The 26,852-nt window shown below is 41.5% G+C and carries 25 protein-coding genes; 18 read left to right on the top strand and 7 right to left on the bottom strand.

Going from position 1 to position 26,852, the window contains the following annotated elements:
• The first annotated feature begins 102 nt into the window (after positions 1 to 102).
• On the top strand, positions 103 to 669 hold the full coding sequence (locus V7783_RS06600) for a sugar O-acetyltransferase (protein ID WP_442961347.1): 567 nt from the start codon (positions 103 to 105) through the stop codon (positions 667 to 669).
• 21 nt (positions 670 to 690) lie between these two features.
• Here the strand turns inward: V7783_RS06600 and V7783_RS06595 are convergent, their stop codons facing one another.
• Both V7783_RS06595 and V7783_RS06590 read right to left on the bottom strand, forming a co-directional pair.
• Positions 691 to 1,467 (bottom strand): amidohydrolase, encoded by a 777-nt coding sequence (locus V7783_RS06595; protein WP_335678053.1) that lies wholly within the window; start codon positions 1,465 to 1,467, stop codon positions 691 to 693.
• Positions 1,455 to 2,597: a methionine aminotransferase gene (locus V7783_RS06590; RefSeq protein WP_335678052.1), complete on the bottom strand. Its 1,143-nt coding sequence runs from the start codon at positions 2,595 to 2,597 to the stop codon at positions 1,455 to 1,457. The genes V7783_RS06595 and V7783_RS06590 overlap by 13 nt, the downstream gene beginning before the upstream one ends.
• A 90-nt stretch (positions 2,598 to 2,687) precedes the next feature.
• Here V7783_RS06590 and V7783_RS06585 point away from each other — a divergent pair, with 90 nt between their 5' ends.
• Genes V7783_RS06585 through V7783_RS06570 form a run of 4 tightly spaced genes read left to right on the top strand, consistent with a single transcriptional unit; the run spans position 2,688 to position 4,879 of the window.
• Positions 2,688 to 3,305 carry a methylthioribulose 1-phosphate dehydratase gene (locus V7783_RS06585; protein ID WP_335678051.1) on the top strand — a complete coding sequence of 206 codons (618 nt, stop codon included), beginning with the start codon at positions 2,688 to 2,690 and terminating at the stop codon, positions 3,303 to 3,305.
• Positions 3,302 to 3,988 (top strand): acireductone synthase, encoded by a 687-nt coding sequence (gene mtnC / locus V7783_RS06580; RefSeq protein ID WP_335678050.1) that lies wholly within the window; start codon positions 3,302 to 3,304, stop codon positions 3,986 to 3,988. Before V7783_RS06585 ends, mtnC begins: the two co-directional genes overlap by 4 nt.
• Positions 3,985 to 4,527: a 1,2-dihydroxy-3-keto-5-methylthiopentene dioxygenase gene (locus V7783_RS06575; RefSeq protein ID WP_335678049.1), complete on the top strand. Its 543-nt coding sequence runs from the start codon at positions 3,985 to 3,987 to the stop codon at positions 4,525 to 4,527. The genes mtnC and V7783_RS06575 overlap by 4 nt, the downstream gene beginning before the upstream one ends.
• Positions 4,528 to 4,540: 13 nt before the next feature.
• A complete protein-coding gene (locus V7783_RS06570; RefSeq protein WP_335678048.1) occupies positions 4,541 to 4,879 on the top strand; it encodes a gamma-glutamylcyclotransferase family protein in 339 nt (112 codons plus the stop codon).
• On the opposite strand, the gene mtnA is transcribed toward V7783_RS06570, so the two are convergent.
• A complete protein-coding gene (gene mtnA, locus V7783_RS06565; RefSeq protein WP_335678047.1) occupies positions 4,876 to 5,901 on the bottom strand; it encodes an S-methyl-5-thioribose-1-phosphate isomerase in 1,026 nt (341 codons plus the stop codon). The two genes, V7783_RS06570 and mtnA, sit on opposite strands and share 4 nt — an antisense overlap.
• A 132-nt stretch (positions 5,902 to 6,033) precedes the next feature.
• Here mtnA and mtnK point away from each other — a divergent pair, with 132 nt between their 5' ends.
• A complete protein-coding gene (gene mtnK / locus V7783_RS06560; protein ID WP_335678046.1) occupies positions 6,034 to 7,251 on the top strand; it encodes an S-methyl-5-thioribose kinase in 1,218 nt (405 codons plus the stop codon).
• A gap of 88 nt (positions 7,252 to 7,339) precedes the next feature.
• Here mtnK and V7783_RS06555 read toward each other — a convergent pair whose 3' ends face one another.
• Together V7783_RS06555 and V7783_RS06550 are read right to left on the bottom strand one after the other, a co-directional pair.
• Positions 7,340 to 8,821 carry an FMN-binding glutamate synthase family protein gene (locus V7783_RS06555; protein ID WP_335678045.1) on the bottom strand — a complete coding sequence of 494 codons (1,482 nt, stop codon included), beginning with the start codon at positions 8,819 to 8,821 and terminating at the stop codon, positions 7,340 to 7,342.
• Between the two features lie 180 nt (positions 8,822 to 9,001).
• A complete protein-coding gene (locus V7783_RS06550) occupies positions 9,002 to 10,780 on the bottom strand; it encodes a DUF885 domain-containing protein (protein WP_335678044.1) in 1,779 nt (592 codons plus the stop codon).
• A gap of 355 nt (positions 10,781 to 11,135) precedes the next feature.
• Between V7783_RS06550 and V7783_RS06545 the strand changes: the two genes are divergently transcribed.
• The 12 genes from V7783_RS06545 to V7783_RS06490 all read left to right on the top strand — a co-directional run bounded on the left by V7783_RS06545 (position 11,136) and on the right by V7783_RS06490 (position 23,756).
• Positions 11,136 to 12,122 carry a GGDEF domain-containing protein gene (locus V7783_RS06545; protein WP_335678108.1) on the top strand — a complete coding sequence of 329 codons (987 nt, stop codon included), beginning with the start codon at positions 11,136 to 11,138 and terminating at the stop codon, positions 12,120 to 12,122.
• Positions 12,123 to 12,224: 102 nt separating this feature from the next.
• Positions 12,225 to 12,980, top strand: coding sequence for a bifunctional demethylmenaquinone methyltransferase/2-methoxy-6-polyprenyl-1,4-benzoquinol methylase UbiE (ubiE, locus tag V7783_RS06540; protein WP_335678043.1), 756 nt, complete (start codon positions 12,225 to 12,227; stop codon positions 12,978 to 12,980).
• Between the two features lie 40 nt (positions 12,981 to 13,020).
• Entirely contained in the window at positions 13,021 to 13,626 is a 606-nt protein-coding gene (locus tag V7783_RS06535) for a ubiquinone biosynthesis accessory factor UbiJ (protein WP_335678042.1), read from the top strand.
• 17 nt (positions 13,627 to 13,643) lie between these two features.
• A complete protein-coding gene (gene ubiB / locus V7783_RS06530) occupies positions 13,644 to 15,251 on the top strand; it encodes a ubiquinone biosynthesis regulatory protein kinase UbiB (protein ID WP_335678041.1) in 1,608 nt (535 codons plus the stop codon).
• A gap of 67 nt (positions 15,252 to 15,318) precedes the next feature.
• Positions 15,319 to 15,558: a Sec-independent protein translocase subunit TatA gene (gene tatA / locus V7783_RS06525; RefSeq protein WP_064666784.1), complete on the top strand. Its 240-nt coding sequence runs from the start codon at positions 15,319 to 15,321 to the stop codon at positions 15,556 to 15,558.
• A 5-nt stretch (positions 15,559 to 15,563) separates the two neighbouring features.
• On the top strand, positions 15,564 to 15,896 hold the full coding sequence (gene tatB, locus V7783_RS06520) for a Sec-independent protein translocase protein TatB (protein WP_335678040.1): 333 nt from the start codon (positions 15,564 to 15,566) through the stop codon (positions 15,894 to 15,896).
• 47 nt (positions 15,897 to 15,943) lie between these two features.
• Complete coding sequence (gene tatC, locus V7783_RS06515) at positions 15,944 to 16,687, top strand: twin-arginine translocase subunit TatC (RefSeq protein ID WP_335678039.1); 744 nt, start codon at positions 15,944 to 15,946, stop codon at positions 16,685 to 16,687.
• Complete coding sequence (locus tag V7783_RS06510; protein ID WP_335678038.1) at positions 16,688 to 17,218, top strand: hypothetical protein; 531 nt, start codon at positions 16,688 to 16,690, stop codon at positions 17,216 to 17,218. It begins immediately after the preceding gene.
• Complete coding sequence (locus tag V7783_RS06505; protein ID WP_335678037.1) at positions 17,218 to 18,000, top strand: TatD family hydrolase; 783 nt, start codon at positions 17,218 to 17,220, stop codon at positions 17,998 to 18,000. The genes V7783_RS06510 and V7783_RS06505 overlap by 1 nt, the downstream gene beginning before the upstream one ends.
• 2 nt (positions 18,001 to 18,002) lie before the next feature.
• On the top strand, positions 18,003 to 19,853 hold the full coding sequence (locus V7783_RS06500; protein WP_335678036.1) for a sensor domain-containing diguanylate cyclase: 1,851 nt from the start codon (positions 18,003 to 18,005) through the stop codon (positions 19,851 to 19,853).
• A 9-nt stretch (positions 19,854 to 19,862) separates the two neighbouring features.
• Positions 19,863 to 20,873: a porphobilinogen synthase gene (gene hemB, locus V7783_RS06495; RefSeq protein ID WP_335678035.1), complete on the top strand. Its 1,011-nt coding sequence runs from the start codon at positions 19,863 to 19,865 to the stop codon at positions 20,871 to 20,873.
• Positions 20,874 to 21,008: 135 nt separating this feature from the next.
• The gene (locus tag V7783_RS06490; RefSeq protein WP_335678034.1) at positions 21,009 to 23,756 is read left to right on the top strand and encodes an ExeM/NucH family extracellular endonuclease; all 2,748 of its coding nucleotides are present in this window, start codon (positions 21,009 to 21,011) and stop codon (positions 23,754 to 23,756) included.
• Positions 23,757 to 23,837: 81 nt separating this feature from the next.
• On the opposite strand, the gene V7783_RS06485 is transcribed toward V7783_RS06490, so the two are convergent.
• Both V7783_RS06485 and fusA read right to left on the bottom strand, forming a co-directional pair.
• Positions 23,838 to 24,269: a hypothetical protein gene (locus V7783_RS06485; RefSeq protein ID WP_335678033.1), complete on the bottom strand. Its 432-nt coding sequence runs from the start codon at positions 24,267 to 24,269 to the stop codon at positions 23,838 to 23,840.
• A gap of 412 nt (positions 24,270 to 24,681) precedes the next feature.
• Entirely contained in the window at positions 24,682 to 26,766 is a 2,085-nt protein-coding gene (gene fusA, locus V7783_RS06480; RefSeq protein WP_335678032.1) for an elongation factor G, read from the bottom strand.
• Between the last annotated feature and the right edge of the window lie 86 nt (positions 26,767 to 26,852).

Raw genomic sequence — 26,852 nt, 5'->3', positions numbered from 1 at the left:
ATCTACCGTGATTCTGTAGATACGTCATTTATAACGAAAACTATGCCCTACCACTTCTTTTTGCTAGTGTGCTTAGATAACTCAATTTAAGCACTAGAAACTATGACTAACACCATGACCGAACTTGAAAAAATGCAGCTGGGCTTATCTTATATAGCCTCAGATCCAGAACTCGCAAAAGCACGTACACATGCAAAGTTACTCTGCCATCAATTTAATTTAGCAGATCCAACAACACCTCATGTACGAATTAAATTTATTGCCGAGTTATTAAAACTTAAAGGTAAAGCCTATCTTGAGCCAATGTTTTACTGTGATTATGGTTTTAATATTGAGCTGGGCGATAATTTTTATGCCAACCATAATTTAACTATTTTAGATGTCTGCAAAGTGACTATTGGTAGTAACGTGATGTTTGGTCCGAATGTGATGATCTCAACAGCCACTCACCCGATAGACCCTCTTGAGCGACGCATCACTGAATCAGGCCGCCCTATAACTATTGGAAACGATGTTTGGCTTGGTGGCAACGTCTCAGTATTACCAGGGGTGAGTATTGGTAATAACTGTGTGGTTGGCGCAGGCAGTGTTGTAACCAAAGACATTCCTGCCAACTCAGTGGCGGTGGGAAATCCATGTAAAGTGATTAGAAAAATAGAGGCTAAATAGCCTCTATGATTGTTAACGGGTTTAATCCTGCAAACGAAACCCATCGGCATCTAAATGCGCGGGGAAGCTTTGCTTAAAGAGCTCTAGCGGCTGTTTGTCTAAAGTGATCATAACCACATCAGCACTGTTATCTGTAGCGGCTGCCAGCGTATCGCCTTTAAAGTCATACACGGCTGTGCCGCCATTATGTGCAACACCATTACCATCATCACCAATACGGTTAACACCAATTACATAGCATTGGTTTTCCATTGCACGCGCCATCAGTAAGGTATCCCATACTTTACGTCGTGCGGCAGGCCAGTTAGCAATATTCACCATCACATCGTAGTCGTTACGATTACGCTGGAATACCGGAAAACGTAAGTCGTAACACACTTGCGGTAAAATTTTAAACCCATTGAGCGTAAACACTTCTCGACGCTCACCCGCCTTCACAAAATCGCCTTCTTTACCTAAGCAAAATAAGTGGCGCTTGTCGTAAAATTTAACCTCGCCATTGGGCCACACCCAATAAAAGCGATTAGCTTTTTTATCACCTTGTTGCACGAGCACCGAGCCTGCTATCACCATATTGGTTGACTTGGCCGTCGCAACCATCCAATTAAGCACTGCACCATTTTCGGGCTCTGCGCAATCAAGGTTAATAGCGAACCCTGTGGCGAATGTTTCTGGCAATAAAATGAGTTCAACTGATTTATCTATATCAGCTACTTTATTGCTAAAGTATGCCAAGTTAGCATCTTTATCCAGCCAATAAAGCGATGTTTGTATCAGTGCTATGGTTAAAGTTGACATAAAATCTCCGCCGCTTGTAATAGTGTGGCCTCATTTTTAGCAAAACAAAGGCGAATCACTTTATCGTTGCTTGGTTGCTGATAAAACACGCTCAATGGAATGGCGGCAACCCCTGCTTGCTCTACTAACCAGTGGCAAAATTCTACATCATTGAGATCTGATACATCACTGTAATCAAGTAGTAAAAAGTAAGTGCCTTCACTAGGCAAAATAGTAAAGCGGCTATCTTTGAGAGCATTACTCAACACATCGCGTTTTTGTTGATAAAACGCACTGAGTTCATCTACATGCTCACCTTGTTGCTCTAGCATATCGGCGAGTGCATGTTGCGCAGGCGTAAAACTTGAAAAGGTCACATATTGGTGAATTTTACGAAACTCCACCGTAAGTGCTGCTGGGGCAATACAGTAACCCATTTTCCAACCAGTGCTATGAAAAGTCTTGCCAAAGCTTGAGATCACAAAGCTCTTGGCAAACAATTCTTCATCACGTAGCACACTTAAGTGTGGCTGGTTATCAAAAGTAATGTGCTCGTATACTTCATCACTTATTACATACAAACCATGCTTGCAGACCAAGGCTTTCAGGGCGTTTATATCGTGTTGCTTTAACGTTTTGCCGCTTGGGTTGTGTGGAGTATTAATAATAATAGCCCGCGTTTTACTGTTAATAGCCGCAGCTACCGTTTGCCAGTCAATTGCATAGCTTGGGGCCTGCAACGCAATATTAATTGACTTGCCACCTGCCAGTTCTATCGCAGGTTGATATGAGTCATAGGCGGGGTCAAATACGATAACTTCATCGCCTTTGCGCACTAATGCTTGAATGGCTACAAATAAGGCTTCGGTTGCACCTGAGGTGACGGTTACTTGCTGCGCCGCATCTATCTCCGCTGCATACTTACGTTTTGCCAGCAGGGCAATTTGTTGCTGCAAGCGCGGTACACCTGATGAAGGGGAGTATTGATTAACCCCTTCTAATACATAATGATTAAGCTGCTTTTTAAGTAACTCTGGCGCATCAAACTCAGGAAAACCCTGCGATAAATTAATGGCTTCAAATTGATTTGCTAAAGCGGTCATTTGACTAAAAATACTGGTGCCTAAATTTGGCAATTTACTTTCAAACACTGGTTACCCTTAATGATGGTTTTGCGCCCAAAGCGATGCTATCATTGCTGCTAACAGAAGTATAGCCGTCTAAATTAGCTAGAGGAATGTATGCATAACAATACCGCTATTTCAGAACTTATAGAAGCAGGAAAGTGGATCAGCCAACGTGGTTGGGTACCGGCCACAGGTGGTAACTTTTCAGCACGAACTAATACCGGCTTTGTCGTTACTGCCAGTGGTTTTGACAAAGGCCAATTAGGGTCGCATACCTTTATTGAACTAGATCACGCAGGTAATCGCAGTGCTAGTGCAGCCAAACCATCGGCCGAGACTGAATTGCATTTAAGCATGTATAAACTAATTCCCTTAGCTAATTATGTATTGCACACCCATTCTGTCGCCGCAACAGTATTATCACGAGTTATTAAAGGCCACAGCCTAGATTTACACGGCTACGAAATGCAAAAGTCATTAACTGGCATCACTTCGCATTTAGACACTTTAAGCATTCCTATTTTTGATAATGACCAAGACATTGACCGCCTTAGCTTATTAGTCAGCGATCACCACTTACATATCCCGATCGAGCATGGCGTACTTATTCGCGGCCACGGTTTGTATGTTGTGGGTCGTACAATCGGTGAAGTTCGCCGCCAACTAGAAGGTCTTGAGTTCTTATTTGCATGTGAATTAGAACGTTTAAAATTAGTAGGATTAGAATCATGATCAAAGCACTACTGACCGATATTGAAGGCACAATTACCCGTATTTCGTTTGTTAAAGAGGTGCTTTTCCCCTATGCAGCAAAACAACTTCCTGAATTTGTAAAAGCTCAGCAAACACAAAGTGCGGTAGCAGAGCAAATTACTGCCGTAAGAGCGATTATTGAACAGCCAAATGCCAATATCGACGTGGTAATTAACACTTTGCTTGAATGGATCCGTGACGATAAAAAAATCACCCCATTAAAACAATTACAAGGCCTTATTTGGCAAACTGGCTATGAAAATGGCGATTTTACTGGTCATTTATACCCAGATGCCTACCAATTCTTAGTGGCGCAGCAACAAGCTGGCCAGCAACTTTATGTATATTCCTCAGGATCAGTAAAAGCCCAGCATTTAATTTTTAACTACTCTGACTTTGGTGATATTCGCTCCTTATTTACTGATTACTTTGATACTAACGTAGGCGCTAAACAAGAAGCCTCCGCTTATGAGAACATCATTGCACAATTACCTTTTGCCGCTCATGAAGTGTTATTTTTAAGTGATGTTGCCGCAGAGCTGGATGCCGCTAAAGCCGCTGGTTTAAAAACCCTACACTTAATTCGTGATGGTCAAGCAAACTCGCCTGCACATAATTATATTAACGATTTCAGCCAATTTACTGCGGAGCATTTAGCATGAGCCAACTGACTATTTTTGCCGATTGTAACGCCAGCAATGCATTATTAGATAGCCAAGATGCAGCACAAATTGCCGCTGAGTTGAATAAAGTAAATGTACAATTTGAACAGTGGCAAGCAAACGCAGTTATTAACGCAGATACCAGCCATGAAGATATTATTGCAGCCTACAGCAAAGATATTGAGCGCTTAAAACAACAAGGCGGCTATCAAACTGTAGACGTTATTTCGTTGGCAAAAGGCAACCCAAATGCCACCGAGTTACGTGCTAAGTTTTTATTTGAACATACCCATAGCGAAGACGAAGTGCGCTTTTTTGTAAAAGGCCAAGGGCTATTTTGCCTACATATTAACGACAAGGTATACCAAGTGCTTTGCCAGCAGGGTGATTTAATTTCAGTTCCTGAGCTGACCCCACATTGGTTTGATATGGGCAGCGATCCTGAGTTCACCGCGATTCGCTTATTCAATAATACTGAAGGCTGGGTGGCACAAAGTACCGAGTCTGAGATTGCTAAGCAATTTCCGTTATTGGACTAATAAAGGTGTTTAAATGGAAAAGCTATTCTCGTACGGTACGCTACAACTTGAGCAAGTCCAACTTGATACCTTTGGCCGTTTACTTGAGGGCCAAGCCGATATACTACAAGGTTACGTAGTAGGCGAAGTTGAGATCACCGACGCCGCTGTGTTAAAAAGCAGCGGCCAGCGGTTTCATCCAGCATTAATTAAAACTGGCCTTGCAGCAGATACCGTAACCGGCACTATTTTTATCATCACCGAGCAAGAACTCGCCAATGCAGACAGCTATGAAGTTGACGACTACGTTCGTGTAGCAGAGTCATTTAGCAGCGGTATTAATGCATGGGTGTATGTTGCAAAAGGCTATTAAACCAGCCTTTTTAATTGACCAGCTAACACTTGTTGTTGGTTATAAACGCCAGTATCTAACACCCAGCCGGTAATGAGCTTTGCAGGCGTTACGTCAAATGCTGGATTGTAAACATTCGCGTTAATCGGTGCCCAAAGCGCCTCACCAAAACTACCACTCACACCGCGTACTTCAGCGCTGTTACGTTGTTCTATTTCAATGTCTGCACCGCATGCTGTGTTTACATCGAGCGTGGTAAGTGGGGCAACTACATAAAATGGGATATCATGAAAATGCGCCAACACCGCTAAATTATAAGTGCCTACTTTGTTAGCAAAATCACCATTGGCGGCGATACGATCGGCACCAACAAAAATTTTATCTACTTTGCCTGCAGCCATTAAACTTGCTGCCATATTATCGCAAATCAAAGTATAAGGTACTTGCCAGCGCTCGAGCTCAAACGCGGTTAATCGCCCGCCTTGTAGCAATGGCCGTGTTTCATCCACCCATACATGAATATCGCCATATTGCTGCTGCGCTTTGTAAATAACCCCCAAAGCAGTACCAATACCCGCAGTCGCTAACGCTCCTGTATTACAATGGGTAAGAATATTATCACCACTGTTAACCAGTGCTGCGCCATGATTTGCCATGCTTTCGCACAAGGCGATATCTTCATTAAACAAAGTTACCGCAGCAGTTACGATTGCCGTTACAAAATCACCTTGTTGCAACGCAATGCGTAACTTTGCCATGCAATGCATTAAGTTAACTGCGGTTGGTCGGGTGGCTTCTAGATCATCAATAGCCTTAGCTAAGGTCGCTTTTGCATTGCCTTGCTCCGCCAAATGGGCTACCAGCAAGCTCGCTCCTAAGCCAATCAACGGCGCGCCACGTATTTTTAAGCTTAAGATTAAGTCTCTCATAGTGGCTACATCATCACACACATGCCATACCTGCTGATGCGGCAATAAATATTGGTCTAACACACTGAGTGTATTGTTTTGATATTTTAAACTACTCGCGATGAGATCTTGCATGGTTGATCCTGAATAATCGTTTGGCTGCGGCTATTTTACAGTAGTTTTTAAATCGCACAAGCCAGAAGTGTAGACATCTAAACGGTTGTAGGTATAGAATGCTATCGTTTATCATTTTCTGAGAGTACGCACATGGCCGAATACGTTGCTTTTAATGCGCAGCATGCAATTGATTATATTAAAAATCTTGTAACTAAAGATGGATATGATTTGTTTGATCCTGACCAAACGTTATCGGCGTATGAGTTTGGAGATGGCAATTTAAATCTCGTATTTAGAATAAGCGACAAGCAAAATAATAGCGTTATTTTAAAGCAAGCCTTGCCTTATGCCCGTTGTGTGGGTGAATCATGGCCATTAACGCTTGATCGAGCACGCATTGAAGCTGAGGTTTTACTCAACCACGGCGCATTAAGTCCTGACTACACGGCAAAAGTATTGCATCATAATCCAGAGCAAGCACTGACCATTTTAGAGGATCTCGGCCACTTACAAATTTTGCGTAGCGCACAAATAAACGCAGAGCAATTCCCACTACTCGGCCAGCATGTGGCTCACTACTTAAGTCACACAGGTTTTTATAACTCAGATTTTTACCTCACTGCGCAAGATAAAAAAGCCAAAGTCAGTCAATTCACTAACCCCGAATTGTGCCAAATTACTGAAGACTTATTTTTTAATGATATTCTGCGTGAACATGAACGCAATAACTACCCAAGCGAACTACAAAGCACGGTTAGCAAATTGCAAAATAATACCGCGCTGCATTTAGCAATCGCAAAACTAAAAGCGAAATTTTTATCGTGCCCACAAACACTATTACATGGTGATATGCACAGTGGCAGTATTTTTGTCGATCACACGACCACTAAGATGATCGACCCTGAATTTGGATTTTTTGGCCCTGTAGGTTTTGATATTGGCTCATTTATCGGCAACTTATTACTAAACTACTGCGCGCAAAATGCCCGTATTAATGAATTTGTTAGTCGCCGTAACTACCACTCCCATTTACTGACTTGCCTTCAAGAAAGTTACTCTTTGTTTGAGCAACAGTGGCTGAGATTAATTACAGAGCAAACCACAGATAATAATTTAAAAGTCGCCGGTTATGGTGAGTATTTTATGCAACAAGTACTGCAAGATGCGATTGGTTACTGCGGGACCGAGCTTATACGCCGCACCATAGGCTTAGCACACGTTGCCGACATTGATGGTATTGAAGATGCACAGGCGCGTTTAGATGTCCAACGCCACACTTTAGCGCTAGGTGAGCAATTAGTACTAAATGCCCACACCTGCAATAACAAAGAAGCGTTTTTCTCTTTGTTGATCAGCCAGTTGAATTAAGTTTATAAAATAGCAAAAGGCACTTTAGTAAGTGCCTTATTATTAATTTCATATCAAACCCTAGATCCTATTACCTAGCCACTTTAAGTTACTGATAATTCTCATACATTTTATCAAGCGGCTCTGACAGGCCGTTTTCTTGCACAACGCGTACATGTTGGCGACCAAGTTCACGGGCACTAAATACCCCGCATGAGTGGGCGATTAAACCCGCACCGTAATGGATATACTTATTATAGTTGGCGACTCGCTGGGCTTTATCTGTAACATCTAAGCCACGCTGTAGGCGCTCATTATGCGTAGTAATACCCGTTGGACAAGTATCTTTATTGCACTGCAACGCTTGGATACACCCTAATGCAAACATATGGCCACGAGCTGATACAACAAAGTCAGCGCCCAGCGCCAATGCCCAAGCAACTTTTGACGGCACAATGAGTTTACCTGATGCAATAACTTTAATACGCTCTCGCAGACCATGCTTTTCAAGCATGTTAACAACTAAGGGTAAACTTTCTCTTAGCGGTAATCCTACTGAATCCATCAGCGGTTGCGGTGCAGCACCGGTGCCGCCATCAGCACTATCGATGGTAATAAAATCAGGGGCAGACTCTATACCACGATGATTAATTTCGGCAAATAGCGTTTCCAGCCAGGCATAAGCACCAATCACCGCTTTAAAACCGGTCGGTTTGCCAGTGGTCTCACGAACGGATGCAATCATATCAAGCAAGTCGGCAGGGGTTTTAACTTCTGGGTGGCCATTTGGACTAATTGAATCATGGCCTTCAGGGATCCCACGAATAGCGGCAATTTCAGCAGTCACTTTTTTGCCAGGTAGCATACCGCCTTTACCTGGTTTCGCTCCTTGGCTCATTTTAATTTCAAACATTTTTACTTGTTCATGGGCGGCTATTTTTTTGAGCTTTTCATGGCTTAATTTACCTTGCTCATCGCGCACACCATATTTAGCGGTGCCAATTTGAAATACAATATCGGCTCCTCCTTCTAAGTGATATGGGCTTAACCCTCCTTCACCGGTGTTCATCCAACAACCAGCAAGCTTTGCACCTTTTGATAACGCACGCACTGCTGGTTTTGATAAAGCACCAAAACTCATTCCCGAAACGTTAAACAGCGATTTAGTAATGTATGGATTTGCACAATAAGGCCCTAGAGTAACAGCACTTGGCTCAAGCGCCTCTTCATCTAGAGTAGGAAACGCACAGTTCATAAACATCACTGTACCGGTAACTTCTAGACTTTGGGTTGAACCAAACGCGGTAGTACGATCAACATTTTTAGCCGCTTTATAAACCCAGCTGCGATCGGCGCGGTTAAATGGCATTTCCTCGCGATCCATAGCAAAGAAATACTGACGGAAAAACTCACCTTGGCGTTCAAAAAAATAGCGAAACCGGCCAATCACCGGATAATTACGCCTAATTGCTTGTTTTGATTGAGTAACATCACTAATGTAAAAATAAATAACCAGTAACACTAAACAACCAAATACTACAATAAATAAACTGGCAAACACATCAATACTAAAAATTATAAAATTACTCATGCAACACCCCTTGCTGATTATTTTCCATTTCACCAATACTGAAACTAAATGCCTAAGCTAAGTAGCGAAATATATTAGTAAAAATCATATTACAGTAGAGAGCATATAAGCAGATTAAATTTCAAGCAAAGGGTTTTAATGGATCACTGCAGTTATAGCAGTGATCCATCGATGTGAATGTTAGCTTTTTTGTTTAGCCAGCTCAGTTTGAATATATTGATGAATTTGATCTTCTAACACCGACATCGGCACAGAGCCGTGACGAAGTATCTGATGATGAAACTCGCGCACATCAAAATCTTGCCCTAATGCTTGCTCTGTTTCTTTGCGTAAACGCTTAATCGTTAACTCACCAATTTTGTATGACAACGCCTGTGCAGGCCATGAAATGTAGCGATCGGTTTCCGTTTTTACATTATGTAATGAAAGCGCGGTATTTTCGCTCATAAATTTCATTGCTCGATCGCGACTCCAACCGTACATGTGCATACCGGTATCTACCACTAAACGCGCAGCACGCCACATTTCATAAGTTAAGCGGCCAAAGTTACTATATGGGTCTTGATAAAACCCCGCTTCGATACCTAAATATTCAGAATATAAACCCCACCCTTCACCAAATGCAGATAAATAAGCATCTTGACGGTATCTTGGCAGATTTTCTAACTCAGCATTAAGCGAGATCTGTAAGTGATGCCCAGGCACCGCTTCATGAAAAGTGAGCGCTTCTAATACATATAAAGGTCGCTTATCAAGTGCGTAAGTATTTACCCAATAATAACCCGCCTGATCATCACGACTCGAACCGGAATAACGCCCAGTGGTGTATTTAGGAGCAATACTTGCAGGCACTGGCGCTACGCCATAAGGCATGCGAGGTAAGGTATGAAATAGTTTCGGAAGTTGAGCATCCATTTTTTTAGCGATATACGATGCTTCTTTCAAAAGCTCTTCAGGTGTTTTTGCATAAAACTGTGGATCGGTACGCAAAAAGTGTACAAATTCAGCGAACGTGCCTTTAAAACCGACTTGCTTGATCACTTCATCCATTTCAGCGCGAATACGTGCCACTTCTTTTAAACCCAGCTCATGAATTTCTTTCGGGGTCATATCGGTGGTGGTGTAATATTTAGCGCGATTAGCGTAAAAAGCCTCACCGTTAGGTGTCGACGAAATACCAATGTCAGTACGCGCCCCGGGCTGATATTCGTCATTAAAAAACGTTAAATAGCCTTGATAAGCAGGGATCACTTGCTCTTTAATGACTTTTTTAGCTTGTTGCTGTAACGCAAAAAACTCACTGTCAGTTAAACCTGCCGTATTATTTAAAAAGGGCTTATAAAATTCAGATTTAGTGACATCATCAACAATATAAGCACTGATCGAATCTTGATAACCAACGAGTACCGCCTTAGGTTGAGTTAGGCCAACCTCTAAACCTTTGCGCATCCAGCCAATATTTTGCTGAAAAAATCGAGGAACTTGCTGCAAACGTTGCAGATAAAGCTGGTAGTCAGCTGGTTTCTTATAATCTGAACGCGACACCATAAACGATAAGCTTGAGTGAAAGCCATATTCTGAAGTCAATGGTATATAATGACTGTTAAATACATACTCATCAACACTATTTTGTACTTGGCCGCGAATTATCGTCAGATTAATGCGATTTTCGTCACTGAGTTTATCCTTATCAATAGCATCTAATTGCGCCAATAATTCGGTGTTGTGTTGGTATTTTTTTTCAAGAAACTCAGCAGATAAATTCGTTAACAAATAACCATCAACACCTTCAGGGTGGCTATACGGGCTGATACTTTCTCGGTAATCAACGATTGATTGCGCCACTTGCGTAAATTGTTGATCGCTATCTACTGTGGTCATTTGGCAAGCTGTTAATGTACATGCTAAGGCGATACTTAACAGTGAATGTCGCACAACTAATGATGCTGATTTTTTCATAATATTAAGGGTCTGCTACATAAAACGTGGTATTTAACCTAACCTAGCAAAGTGAAATAACCAAAAAAATGCGACCAAGGACAATAAATGCAAGGTTAAATTAACGGCTGTTATTGTCTAGTAGTTAATCAGCCTCAAAATGATTGAACGTGATTGTCGAGAAAACCAGCGATTGAACGAGAAAAATCGAATTTTCGGCGCCAAATTACATCTTTTTACTTTTAAATATCACCGATACAGATTAATGTAAGCTAATGTCAAACGCTAGGATTGCGTAATAATCTCATGGAGGGAGGTCTTTAATTTCACTGTTACGTATATTTAATTGGTGTATACAATGATGTTCCATGATTCCATGGCTATTGCTCAAGAAAAAATGACCAAGGTATGTATCTTTTTAGAACATCACGTATTACCACCGACCCCACTTAATTATCACGTCGTTTATACCTACGTTAGTCAAGCTAATACAAATTTAAACACCACCCTTGATCGCGCTCTTGCTCAAGGCCAAGAAATTGACTGCGTCTATATCGAGCAATTGTATTTTGATTATATGGATCACGCTCACAAAGCCGAAACAAGCATGGTTCGCAATGTGGACGGTATTATAAATTCATTGTCACGTAGTGCGAACTCAACCGAAAAAGATATTATTCGCTTTGCAAGTCAAGTCAGTGACTGTGTACATTCGCTCGATGAAAATAATGTGTCTCAAAGTCGTCAAGCGCTTGAGACATTAAATAAACAAACAGCCCACTTACTCACGCAACATAAACAATTTAAACAAGAGCTGATCAAAGCAAAACGATTACAAGAGAAAACCCAACAGCAACTCGTGCAATTACGCAAACAACATATTACCGATCAGCAAACCGGCTTATTTAAGCGCCATTATTTGAATCAACAAACCCAATTATGGCTGGACCAAAATAAATCGGTGTGTGCCATTGCCATCCAAATCGATAATTTAGATCATTTTATTGATAACTATGGTGATGTAATTGGTGAAGTGATTTTAAGTAAAGTCGCTAAGCAAATTCAAAAATATGTATTTGAAAGTGGCCTACCAGGGCGTACCAGCAAAGACGCTTTTACCATATTATTAGCTGATATTGACCCAGAAACAGCGAATGTGATTGCCGAAAAAGTCCGTAATGGTGTAGAGAAACTTCGCTTTGTCAGTTCTAAAAATGGCATTAAACTTCCTACAATAAATCTTTCATTAGGTATTGCTAAACATCAAGATGAAAAAGATTTTAATAATCTTGCCCGTAAAGCATCCAATGCCGCCCATAAAGCAAGATCACTTGGCCAAAGCAGCTTTATTGCCGGTCAATAGTCGTTAATCAGTTTGATCCACAAGCAATTTAACCAGATTCAAATTGCACCTCACAGGCACAATCAAGTACACTAGTCTTTATTACCACGATAGAGATTAATCATGAACGAGAATCCAGAAAAGACCACACATTTTGGTTATAAAACCGTTGCCGAAACCGAAAAAGCTTCCATGGTTGCCGATGTGTTTCACTCTGTGGCAACTAAATATGATGTAATGAATGATCTCATGTCGTTTGGTATTCACCGCTTATGGAAACGCCAAACCATTGCCAGCTCGGGCGTTCGTAAAGGCCACCATGTACTCGATTTAGCTGGTGGCACCGGTGACTTAACGGCAAAGTTTAGTCAACTTGTTGGTGATACTGGCCAAGTTATTTTAGGTGATATCAATTCATCAATGCTTAAAGTAGGTCGTGAAAAGCTGCATAACTTAGGCCTAGTTGGTAACATCGACTACGTGCAAATGAATGCCGAAGCACTGCCTTTCCCTGACAACAGCTTTGATTTGATTACCATTGCCTTTGGTCTACGTAATGTAACGGATCAAAACAAAGCGCTGCGTTCAATGTACCGTATTTTAAAGCCTGGTGGGCGTTTACTGGTATTAGAGTTCTCTAAACCAGAACATGAAGTCCTCAGTAAAGCCTATGATTTTTACTCATTCAACTTATTACCTAAAATGGGTGAACTTGTTGCCAGTGATGGCGAATCATACAAATATTTAGCTGAATCTATTCGTATGCACCCAGATCAAGAAACATTAAAAGCAATGATGAATGACGCAGGGTTTGAGCAAACTACTTATCAAAATCTCACCGGTGGGATTGTGGCATTGCACCGCGGCTTTAAATATTAACTGCCGCCAAGCTCGTAACGTTTATTGCTAAGGTATTGGTATGTTAAATAATTTCATTGTCGCTATAGTAGAACGTATTTTAAATACAGCGCTTAAGCTCGACCCAAGCCTTAGCGATAGACTCGCCCCAATTGCTCAACAACGCTTATTAATTGATATACGTGATTGGCAGCAACAGTTTCTAGTCGTATTCACGGGCCAGCAACTGCACCTCTATAACACCACTGAGCAGCAATTTGATTGCATGATCAGTGCTGATATTCAAACATTAATGGCACTTAAAAATCCGGCCATGCTCACTCAGTTAATCCGCCAAGACAAGCTTGATTTACAAGGCGACTTGCACATAGCGCAGGGGTTTAGTAGTGCCTTTGCTGCGCTTGATATCGACTGGCCTGAACATTTATCAGGGTACCTTGGTGATGCGCCAGCTCAGCAATTATGGCAGTTACTTAAGCAAGCGCAGCAACAAGGTAAAAAAACCAGCAAGCAACTAGCGACAACGCTAACAACATTATGTCAAGACGAGCTTAAAGTGACTATTCATCCTTTAGAGCTTGAACAGTTTAAGCAACACACACGTCAACTGAAAAGTCATACTGCGCAACTTGAGTTGCGAATTAACCAATTACTTCAAGCTAAATAAATCAGTAAGGATTATTTGTGTCAGCTGCTCGGCTATATAACATCACTAAGACCCTTCTTAACTATGGTTTAGATGAATTAATACCACCGAAAAAAATACCTTGGTATGGCAAAGTGAGTCGTGCATGTTTGTTTTGGTTAAAGAACAAACATCCAGAAAAGCCAGCCGGTTTAAGGCTGCGCTTAGCATTGCAGCAATTAGGGCCGGTGTGGATAAAGTTCGGCCAAATGCTATCTACTCGACGCGATTTATTACCACTGGATATCGCTTTAGAGTTGGCCTTATTGCAAGATCAAGTACAGCCGTTTGATGGCGTGCTAGCGCAACAGCTGATTGAAAATGCGCTTGAAATAGATAATATCAGCGAATACTTTAGTGACTTTGAACAAACCCCTTTAGCTTCAGCATCCATTGCCCAAGTACATACCGCCACTTTAGTGGATGAACACAACCAACCACAAAAGGTGGTTATCAAAGTCATTCGCCCTGATATCAGAGAACAAATTGACGCTGATTTAGCATTAATGGAACAATTTGCCAAAGTAGTGGCAAAGTTAATCAATGAAGCAAAAAGATTACGTCCAGTTGAAGTTGTTAAAGAGTATAAAAAAACCTTACTTGATGAATTAGATTTACTGCGTGAAGGCGCTAATGCAATTCAGTTAAAGCGTAATTTTGAAGGCTCTGAATCCCTTTATATTCCTTATGTTTATAGCGACTACAGCCGTGTAAATGTACTGGTAATGGAACGGATTTATGGTATTCCAGTGTCTGATACAGATGCATTAGTTGCACAAAACACCAATATGAAATTACTCGCAGAGCGTGGCGTCGAGGTGTTTTTTACCCAAGTCTTCCGTGATAGTTTTTTTCATGCTGACATGCACCCTGGTAATGTGTTCGTCTCTTACGATACACCAGAAAACCCCAAGTTCATCGGTATCGACTGCGGTATTGTTGGCACTTTAAATAAAGAAGATAAACGCTATTTGGCGGAGAACTTTATCGCCTTTTTTAATCGCGACTACCGTCAAGTGGCACAATTGCACGTTGATTCAGGTTGGGTACCAAAAGATACCAGTGTCGAAGAGTTTGAATTTGCCATTCGCACTGTCTGTGAGCCAATCTTTAATAAACCGCTCGCTGAGATCTCATTTGGCCATGTGCTAGTTAATCTATTTAATACCGCTCGTCGCTTTAATATGCAGGTTCAACCGCAATTAGTTCTACTACAAAAAACCTTACTGTATGTTGAAGGTCTAGGGCGACAGCTGTATCCACAATTAGATTTATGGAAAACAGCCAAACCTTTTTTAGAAGAATGGGTAAAACAGCAAGTCGGTCCTTGGTCGGTGCTCAAGCAAGTGTATGCAAACTTACCATTTTGGGCTGAAAAGATGCCTGAGCTGCCTGATTTAATTTATCAGAACCTAAAGCAGCAACAACAGCAGCACAACCAAGCACCATTGCCGCAGCCATCACATAAGCCGTTGTTACTTGGCGTATTTGCAGGCGCTGCAATGATAGTCTCGGGATTATGTTATTTACAGCATGATTTTATAGCTGCTAGTGTTGCTGCAAGCTGTTCAATAATTGGCTTTATTTTAGCGTGGCGAAACGCATAAACTAAGTGCTATTTACATTCTGCTGAGTATAATCAGCGTACACAGACAATGAAATTTGGAGTAAATCATGGGTTTTGGCGGTATTAGTATTTGGCAATTATTAATTGTATTAGCGATCATCGTATTACTTTTCGGCACTAAGAAGTTGCGTGGAATTGGCGGTGATTTAGGCAATGCTGTTAAAGGGTTTAAAAAAGCGGTCTCTGAAGATGAGCAAAATAAACCAGCAGAACCTATAGAGCAAGCAAACAACCCAATACAAAATAAAGAATCTGTTGATAAAAGCAAAGAAGACCATAAGGCTTAATTAGCATGGGTATGTGGGAACTGGTTGTGGTGTTGATCGTCGGCTTAGTGGTGCTTGGCCCTGAGCGGTTACCTGTTGCGATCCGCACGGTAAGCCGCTGGATAAAGACGATAAAATCTTTAGCGAACTCGGTGAAGGCTGAGGTCAACGAAGAATTAAGAGTGCATGAGTTGCACCAAAATTTAAAAAAAGCAGAACAGCAAGGCATGCAAGATCTCAACCCGGCACTCAAAGACTCAGTTGACGAGCTGCAAAAAGCGGCTGACTCCGTCACCCATAGTTATAAAAAAAACACCTCAGATCTAACCAAAAAAGCGAATATTGATGAACAAAAATGAAATTATTTTTGTTAGCTGTGGTCTATATATCGGTAACGAGTTAAATTATGACTGAACAAGTAAAATCAGGCTTTGTAAGTCATTTAATTGAATTGCGAAACAGGCTGATGAAAGCCTTACTAGCTATTTTGCTATTTTTTATAGCATTAGTTTATTTCGCAAACGATATATACAGTTTTGTTGCAGCGCCTTTAATTGCGCATTTACCAAGCACCGCAACTATGATTGCCACAGATGTAACGGCACCATTTTTTGCACCATTTAAGTTAACCTTATTTGTCGCTTTATTTGCAGCTTTTCCGTTGATATTACACCAAATATGGGGCTTTATTGCACCTGGGTTGTACCAACATGAAAAACGTATGCTGATGCCTATTTTGGCATCAAGCATTATCTTGTTTTATAGTGGTATCGCCTTTTGTTACTTTGTAGTGCTACCGATCATTCTGGGGTTTTTTACCAGTGTTGGCCCAGAAATGATGACTTTGGCGCCAGATATCAGTAGCTACTTAAGCTTTGCGTTAAAGCTATTTTTTGCTTTTGGGGTGGCCTTTGAAATCCCGGTAGCCATCATGCTGCTGTGTTTCAGCGGCGCTACAACTACACAAAGCTTAAAAGAAAAACGCCCTTATATTGTGGTAGGTGTTTTTGTCGTCGCGATGTTTTTAACACCGCCAGACGTACTTTCACAATCATTACTAGCATTTCCCATGCTACTGTTATTTGAATTGGGGTTAATTTTAGCGTCCTTTTATAGCGCTAAACCTCAGCAAGATGAGTCAGAGGAATAAATGAAAAAACAACTACTGCCAATACTTGCTTTGCTAAGTATTCCAACAGTTCATGCCGACGAAGTGAATCTTCAAGCGTTACAAGCCTGTACATTTGTTGAAAATGATTTTAACCGCCTCTTGTGTTACGACAACACCATGGCAGGTAAATCGTTAAGTAAACCGACGACTTCGAAAACCTTAACGCCACCTACAAATAGTGCAGCACCAGTGGCTGCCGCAACAGCGGGCACAGTTGCCGCGACTGAGCAGAGCGTGAAAGCTAAAAATGAAGACTTTGGCCTTGAGCATAAAAAAGTGAGCAAAGATAACGACGATGAAATTTCTGCCGTGGTAACTAGCGTGGAAGAGGCCCCTTATGGCGAGTTAATTATCACCTTAGACAATGGCCAGCAATGGCGTCAAGTTGGCTCTGATCGTTTACGTCTGGCAACCAATGATACCGTTGTGATTGAACGCGGTATGTTCAACTCATTTTTATTGAAAAAAGCTGGTCAGAATCGTTCGATCCGCGTAAAGCGCACTAATTAATGACCACACATCTCATTGATGCTGGCGTAAATCTCACCAATCATCAATTTGATGATCAACATTTGGCTATCATTACCCGTGCTAAAGCACATAATGTTAGTCAAATGCTGTTAATTGGCTGTGATCTCAACTCTAGCCAACAAGCGTTGAATTTAGCAAAACAATACCAGTTACTCGCAACAGCGGGAGTTCATCCACATGATGCCAAGTCAGCCGATGAACAACTTGAAATACAATTACGTGCACTTGCAGCAGCTCCACAAGTAGTCGCTATAGGCGAATGTGGATTGGATTATAATCGCGACTTTTCACCCCGTGAAACTCAACGCTCTGTATTACATCGACAGTTAGCCTTAGCGGTAGCATTAGACCTTCCTGTCTATTTACATGAACGCGACGCCAGTGAAGATATGCTAGCAATTTTGCAGCAATATTCTGTTCGTGGTGTATTACACTGCTTCACAGGCAACCAACAAGCACTTGGGCAGTATTTAGCGTTAGGTTTATACATAGGTATTACGGGCTGGGTATGTGATGAGCGCCGAGGCAAACAGTTGCAACAGCTTATCCCAACGATTCCTCTTGAACGACTACTGATAGAAACAGATGCGCCGTTTTTGCTCCCTCGCTCATTAACACCGAAACCAAAGTCTCATCGTAATGAGCCAAGTTATTTACCACATATTTGCGAAACTATTGCCACCTTAAAAGGCCTAGAATTTGCAACCGTTGCAAAGCAAACTACACTTAACTTCCAACAGTTATTCAACCACAAGGGCTGATAATGAAGCGTGTTTGGTTGCTGCTATGTAGCTTGCTTTTGATTTCATTTACCGCTCATGCCACTAATATTGTCTTAGATAACCACTTCAAACACTTACAAGATATTCCTTTTGAGTATTCCCAGCAGCCATTAACACTCGAGCAAGCTAAGCAAGCAACGGATCCGCAATGGCAACAGCTTACAGAGCAAGCGCTCAATTTAGGACTAACCAGCCAAGCGGTATGGTTGCGACTACAACTAGTTAATACTGAAGATTCAGAGCTAGCTGTTTTATTGTCTATTGATAATCCATTATTAGATAAGGTCGCTGTACACCACTTCATCGAGCAGCGCACTTTATTAGTTAAAGAAATTGGCGATGCATTGCCACTAAACAACCGACAAATTGCAACTGAATCATTACTCGTCAAGCTCACGCTACCGCCTTCGAGTAACTCAACGGTATTGCTGCGTGTTGAAAGTTTAGATGGTGTCAGGGTACCACTGAGCCTGTGGCAGCAAGATGAGTATTTAAAAGATAAAAGTAAGTTTAATTTACTGTATGGCTTACTAGTCGGGTTTATTTTATCTTTGGCAATCACAAGCTTAGTTATGTTTAGTTTTTCAAGAAAACGTTACTTTGCTCTGTGCGGCACTATTTTAATCACTTTATGGCTACTATTAATCTATTTATATGGCTTTGGCTATCGCTATTTCAACCCGTCTTTGCCTGCTTTACAGCAATTAACAGTGCCAAGTTTACTCATTCTGGCAACTTGCTTATTCGCTCCATTATTCGAACAAATACGCCAGCCAGTAAACACATTAATACAACTCTTATCGACATGGGGTAACAGGTTACTTTTGATTAGCTTGTTCTTTATTTGGTTATTGCCTACAAATATCATGTTGAGTTACTGTCTATTTGTGCCTCCTATTATCATGCTAATGCATATTACTTCATTAGTAATCGATATTCGCAAACAGCAAACACAACCTCTAAATGCACTTTTATGTGGCACGTTAGTATTCTTTGCCGCGCAGCTATATCTGATAATTGTGGTATTTGATATTTATGATTTTAATACCCGCGGTTTACCGTTTGTTTTCTTTAGCTTCTTAATTTGCGCGCTCAGCCTAAGCTTTGCCACCATCAAACATTTTTTAATCGAACGTGATGCGCAAGTTGCTACACAACAAAGTAAAATTGCTCAAAGTGAAGCCCATGATGCGTTATTACAAGAACGTTTAGTATTACAAGAGCAAGCAAGGTTAGACCTAGAAGCAAATATTGAAGAGCGTACTTTTGAGCTACAAGTTACCTTACGAGAGCTGGAAGACAAAAACCGCGAACTTGAGCAAATTAATATGGAAGATCCACTGACAAAAATAAAAAATCGTCGCTACTTTGATAAAAAGCTCGTTATGGATTTACGCCGCTCTCGTCGCGAGCAAACTCCTTTGAGTGTCATAATGCTTGATATTGATCACTTTAAGAATATTAACGATACTTACGGCCACTTAATTGGCGACCAAACGATTCGTGCTGTAGCTGACATTATTAAAGAACACCTAAAGCGCCCACTTGACGAAGTAGCCCGCTATGGGGGCGAGGAGTTTGTCGTTTTATTACCTAACACCGTTCTCAGCGGTGCCATTGAATTAGCAGAGAAAATTAGCCAAGCAATCATGGATGCTACTATTACTGTAGCAAATACTGAGATTAAATTCACCATTAGTGCTGGTGTGTATAGCGCCATCGCTGAAGATATTAATAACCCAGGATTATTCACAGGCTGCGCCGACAAAGCACTTTATCATGCCAAACAAAGTGGTCGTAATCGTATCGTTAGCTTTCCAATTTTAGACTAGGAGCAAATAATGGCCCAATCAGGTCTCGACCTTTTCCCTTATACTCGTATGCGCCGTATGCGCCGCAGTGATTTCTCGCGCCGTTTGATGGCTGAAAACCAGCTCACTGTAAATGACTTAATTTACCCAGTGTTTGTACTTGAAGGCAACAATCGTCGTGAAGCGATTGAATCAATGCCGGGTATCGAGCGCTTATCAATTGATTTATTATTACTTGAAGCGAAAGAGCTGGTCGACTTAGGCATTCCTGCAGTCGCACTTTTTCCAGTAACACCAAGCGACAAAAAGTCATTACTTGCCGAAGAAGCTTATAACAAAGATGGTTTGGTGCAACGAACTGTTCGCGCTCTCAAAGAAGCTTTCCCTGAGTTGGGAGTGATTACTGATGGTGCTCTTGATCCCTTTACTACGCATGGCCAAGACGGCATTATTGACGATGAAGGTTATGTAATAAACGATGTCACTACTGAGATTTTAGTGAAACAAGCGCTATCTCATGCAGAAGCTGGCGCAGACGTTATTGCCCCTTCCGATATGATGGATGGCCGCATTGGTGCAATTCGTGAAGCCCTTGAAGCAGATGGTTTTGTTCATACTCGGATCATGGCTTACTCGGCTAAATACGCCTCTAGTTACTATGGCCCATTTCGAGATGCAATTGGTTCGGCTGGCAACTTAAAAGGCGCTGATAAAAAAACCTACCAAATGGATCCAGCAAACTCTGATGAAGCATTACGTGAAGTAGCCTTAGACTTACAAGAAGGTGCAGACATGGTAATGGTAAAGCCAGGCATGCCCTATTTAGATATCGTTCGTCGAGTTAAAGACGAATTTGGCGTACCGACCTTCGCTTATCAAGTCAGCGGTGAGTATGCAATGCATAAAGCGGCGATTGATAATGGCTGGCTCGCAGAAGAAGCAACCATTATGGAGTCACTTCTGGCATTTAAACGCGCCGGCGCAGATGGCATTTTAACTTACTTCGCTAAACAAGCGGCTCAGTTGCTTAAAAAGCAATAGTTTTATTGTAATAGACAAAGAGCGCTGATGCGCTCTTTATATTTTCATTTTATTAACTTAATGTATTTTATTTGTAATAAATTTTCCTTACACTGACTGTCCCATTCGGGACACAATACACGGGAAAAAATAAAAATGTTTAATACAAAAATAACGCCATTGGCGCTTGTTATTGCAAGCCTCAGTGCACCAGCCTCCGCTAATTTAATTATTTCAGAATATGTTGAAGGCGGCGGTTACAATAAAGCGATTGAAATCTATAACACCTCATCAGCAGCTGTATCTCTAGACGGTTATACCATCAATTTATATTCAAATGGCAGTGAGACTGTTTCAACAAGCGAAGAATTATCAGGCTCCGTTGCTGCTGAGAGTACGTTTGTCATTGTGACTTCTGACACACGCGCTGTTGATGATCTCAAGGCTAAAGCTGACATATTCAGCGGTGCCGTTAATTTTAATGGTGATGATGCCCTTACACTTACGCTAGATGATACTGTCGTGGATAGCTTTGGCCAAGTAGGCACACGTCCTGATAATGGTCAGTGGTCAGCTGGTGGTGTTGCAACTAAAGATAAAACCCTACGCCGTAAAGCAGTTATCACCTCTGGTCGCACTGATGCAACTAGCGCGTTTGATCCCAGTGAGCAATGGCTACAATTCGATAAAGATGATTTCAGTGGTCTTGGTTTTCATGGTGAAAACAATCAACCTGATCCAGATCCTGAGCCAGAGCCAGTTACGCCACTGGAATGTGGCGCAGCTAAAACGCTTATCAACGCAATTCAAGGTGAAGGGGGTGATAGCCCATTATTGAATACTGAAGTTGAGCTGGAAGGCGTTGTAACTGCTGATTTTCAAGGTGCAGAGCAATTAAGTGGCTTCTTTATTACATCACTTGATGCTGATATTGATACAAACCCTTTAACTTCTGAAGGAGTCTTTGTTTACTTTGCAGATACCAATGTCAATGTCGGTGACCACGTGCGCGTGAAAGGCAGTGTTGCTGAGTACTATAGCGCAACCCAAATTGGCGATGTCAGCCAAGTGGAAATATGCGCAACAGGTCTGGCAACCACAGCAACTAAAATATCATTGCCTGTTACCGAAGTTGCCGATTTAGAAGCCTATGAAGGCATGCTAGTTACTTTAGAGCAACCTCTTGTTGTGACCAATAACTATGGTTTAGGTCGTTACGGTGAAGTTGACTTAGCAACAGAGCGTTTATATCAAGGAACGCAAGTTGCGCTTCCAGGTGATGCCGCTAATGCCACTGAAGTCGAAAACAGCAAAAAACAAATCTTACTCGATGATGGCTCGACCAAACAAAACCTTGATCCAATCGCCTACCCTGGCACAGGCTTAGATGCATACAATACTCTGCGTCTAGGTGATACCGTAAATACTGTTACTGGTGTTCTCGGTTACAGCTTTGATCGCTATCGTATTCACCCCACAGTACAACCGACTTTTATTGCTACAAATCCGCGTACCGAGGCTCCAGAGCTGCATGCCGATGCTGACTTACGTGTCGCAAGCTTTAACGTTCTAAACTACTTTAATGGTGACGGTCAAGGTGCAGGCTTCCCAACTAGCCGTGGTGCAGATAGTGAAGCTGAGTTTATTCGCCAACAAGCAAAAATTGTCAGTGCAATTGTTGCATTAGAAGCAGATGTTATCGGTTTAATGGAAATCGAAAATGATGGCTTTGACGAATTTAGCGCGATTGCAAGTTTGGTAAATGCGCTTAATGACGAAGATTCTGTAAATGACTACGCATTTGTTGATTTTAACGTAAATCAAATAGGTACTGATCAAATCACCACGGCATTAATCTACCGTGCGAATAAAGTCGTCGAAGTAGGTAACGCTGCGATTACTACACAAGCACCGTTTGATTACAGTAACCGCGCACCTATTGCGCAAAGCTTTAAGTCATTAACAACTGATGAAGTGTTTACTGTTGCAGTTGCGCACTTAAAATCAAAAGGTAGCTGCGGCAGCGCCGATGGCAACAATGCTGATTTAGGCGATGGCCAAGCATGTTGGAATGAAATTCGAGTGGCTGGTGCCAATGCTTACGCTGACTGGCTAAACAGTGCTCCGACTGGTGTCGATGATGAAGATATCATCTTAGTCGGCGATATGAACGCCTACGCAATGGAAGATCCAATCCGCGCGTTTGCTGATAAAGGGTTCAAGAATGTTGTTGCAGAGTTAGACGGCAATACCCTTGGTTATTCATATAGCTTCTCAGGCCGACTGGGTAGCCTAGATCACGCTGTAGCTAGCCCAAGCTTACTAACCAAAGTAGTGGCTGCAACAGACTGGCATATCAATGCTGATGAGCCAATCAGCTTAGACTATAATGTTGAGTTTAAATCGGATGCACAACAAGCAAGTTTATATGCAAGCGATGCATATAGAGCCTCGGATCATGATCCTGTTATTGTTGATATAAAATCTGCAACTGCTGAGCAACCTATTCCAGAACCACAAGCGCCTGTACTAACGCCAGAGCAAAGCTTCAGCGTATTAGAGAACAGCGCTATCGGTACTGTTATTGGTCAATTGGAATTCACGGATGCCGACGCTGAGTACACACCTGTTGTTGAATTTATAGTCCAAGGACATAATGCCATCACTATTAACCAACAAGGACAGTTAATTGTGGCGGGCGATTTGGATTTCGAATTTGAAAGAAAAATCACATTGATGGTACAAGCTAAAGACAGTGCTGGTAACTTATCAAATGCACAACTAGTCTATATTAATATCAATAATGATAAATCAGATGACGAAGATGATGATGATTCTGGCTCACTGTTTTGGCTAACATTACTAGCATTACCGCTAGCACTCCTGCGCCGTAGAAAAGCGTAATATAACTAAACTCTGATTGTAATAGGTTTATTATTCAGAGTTCAGGTTAATAAAAAAGGCCGCTAAACAGCGGCCTTCTTTTTATGCATTACATGGTGTTTGTTGTAACTTATTACAACTTGTTTTCTTTTTTCTATACCAACACTTAATTGACTGCTGCGCTTGAGCATCAAACTGCCAGTTATAAAAGCGAACTACCTTTTGATCTTCTAACGTTACTACAAGCACGGTCAATAACTTTAATGAATGAAAGTGAATATCAACTATTTCGTCTGTGTTGATATATTGCTTTCCGAGACCTTGAGAATAATAAATCCCCGCTTTGTAACAGTGCAAAAACCGCAGATTAATTATATTCACAATGGAGATCATAAATACAATCACAGCGATAGTTAAAGCTAAAACAGTTTGATCAACAGTAAAGATAAGTGTTGATGATAAAGCCACCATAGTAACAATAAGTATTATTACTAGCTGTAACAACCAATTTGGGCTCAATTTAATTGCGTTCATATAAACGTCCTAAACAGTACATGTATATGTCTCTTTCTTAGAGAGACTTCCGTTTCTCCTCTATGACCATACAGATGGCCATAGGCTGCTATCTTACCCGTTTTAGCTACCCTCATTCAAGTATTTGCACTACTTTTTCCCTAGTAACAAACAATTAGTTTTTATTTTCTGAATAATTACTTTTTAAGCTAATACCTATTAACTACTGTAATTTTAGAAGAAGATAATAAATGATTAGCCGCTCGTTAGTCAGGCTATATAAGGTGTACAGTGGAGAATCAAGGACGCTGTCGCGAAGTTGAAAATCATCATAAGAAAGGGATGAAACGTAGCTATTGGCCTGCTGTTTGTTCAAATTATGGCAACAAAAAACCCGCAACAAGTGCGGGTTTTTTAAGAGGTAAAGAGCTAATTACTTAGCCGCTTTTTTCTCTTTTTCTGCTGCGATTACAGTTTCAGCTACGTTTTGTGGACATGGTGCGTAGTGTGAGAACTCCATAGAGAACTGACCACGACCTGATGTCATTGTACGTAATGAACCGATGTAACCGAACATTTCTGATAACGGAACGTCAGCTTTAATACGAACGCCTGTTAAACCAGCTTCTTGGTCTTTCATCATACCACGACGACGGTTAAGGTCACCGATTACGTCACCAACGTGATCTTCTGGAGTGAACACGTCAACTTTCATGATTGGCTCAAGAAGTTGTGCGCCCGCTTTAGGGATCGATTGACGGAAAGCGCCTTTAGCAGCGATTTCGAATGCGATTGCAGATGAATCCACGGCATGGAAGCCACCGTCGAAAAGTTCAACTTCAACGTCAAGCACAGGGAAGCCAGCTAGCACACCTTCGCTCATCATTGACTTGAAGCCTTTCTCAACTGCAGGCCAGAATTCTTTAGGTACGTTACCACCAACAACTGATGATTTAAACGTGAAGCCTGAAGCAACTTCGCCTGGCTTGATGCGGTAGTCGATTTTACCAAACTGACCAGAACCACCAGATTGTTTCTTATGCGTGTAGCTATCTTCGATTTCACGAGTGATAGTTTCACGGTAAGCAACCTGTGGTTGACCAACGATAAGGTCTACACCGTAAGTACGCTTAAGGATATCTACTTTGATATCTAAGTGAAGCTCACCCATACCTTTAAGGATAGTCTCGCCTGAATCTTCATCAGTCTCAACTTGGAAAGATGGATCTTCTGCAACCATTTTACCGATAGCAACACCCATTTTCTCATTACCGCCTTTATCTTTAGGCTGTACAGCAATCGAGATTACTGGAGTTGGGAATACCATTGGCTCAAGTGTTACTGGGTGCTTAGGATCACAAAGAGTGTGACCAGTTTGCACGTTTTTCATACCTACGATTGCAATGATGTCACCAGCTTGTGCGCTAGTTAATTCGTTACGGTCGTCTGCTTGCATCTCAACCATACGGCCAACACGCTCAGTTTTACCAGTAAACGCGTTAAGGATAGTGTCACCCTTGTTAAGTTTACCTGAGTAGATACGTACGAATGTTAATGCACCAAAACGGTCATCCATGATTTTGAATGCTAACGCTTTGAATGGTTCATCTGTAGATACGATTGCGAATTGACCGTTTTCGTTACCTTCTTCATCCATAAGAGGTTGAGGATCAACTTCTGTAGGAGACGGTAAGTAATCAACAACAGCGTCAAGTACTAACTGCATACCTTTGTTCTTGAAAGCAGAACCACAGTATGTAGGGAAGAAAGCAAGGTCACGAGTACCTTTACGGATACAACGCTTGATATCTTCTAAAGAAGGCGCTTCACCTTCCATGTATGCTTCAAGAAGTTCGTCGTCTTGCTCTAGAGCAGTTTCAACAAGCATTTCATAGTATTCGTCAGTTTTTTCTACCATGTCTGCAGGAACGTCTGTGATTTCATAGTTTTCTGGAAGACCAGAATCATCCCATACGTATGCTTTTTTAGTTAAAACATCAACAACACCAATAAACTCATCTTCAATACCGATTGGAAGAGTCATGATTAGTGGGTTTGCGCCAAGTACTTTACGTACTTGCTCAGTTACACGGTAAAAATCAGCACCCATACGGTCTAATTTATTTACGAAAATAACACGTGCAACTTCTGATTCGTTAGCATAACGCCAGTTAGTTTCTGATTGTGGCTCAACACCACCAGAACCACAGAATACACCGATGCCGCCATCTAGTACTTTAAGTGAACGGTATACTTCAACAGTGAAGTCAACGTGTCCAGGAGTATCGATAACGTTAAAACGGTGATCTTTCCAGAAACAGCTTACAGCCGCAGACTGGATAGTAATACCGCGCTCAGCTTCTTGTTCCATGAAGTCAGTTGTAGATTCACCATCATGAACCTCACCAGTTTTATGGATTTGACCAGTAAGCTTTAGGATACGCTCAGTAGTCGTGGTCTTACCCGCATCAACGTGCGCGAAAATACCAATGTTTCTGTACTTCGATAAATCTGCCATTATTTTACTCTTAATAAAGTCGAAAAATTATTCGGCGGGAGTATAGCATTACTTAATGCGAACATCACCATAGAAGTCGCTTAAAA

The organism is Pseudoalteromonas sp. (assembly GCF_036960685.1).
Lineage (GTDB): Bacteria > Pseudomonadota > Gammaproteobacteria > Enterobacterales > Alteromonadaceae > Pseudoalteromonas.
The sequence above is the reverse complement of the archived record's forward strand: the minus strand, read 5'-3'. Positions and strand labels throughout refer to the sequence as shown.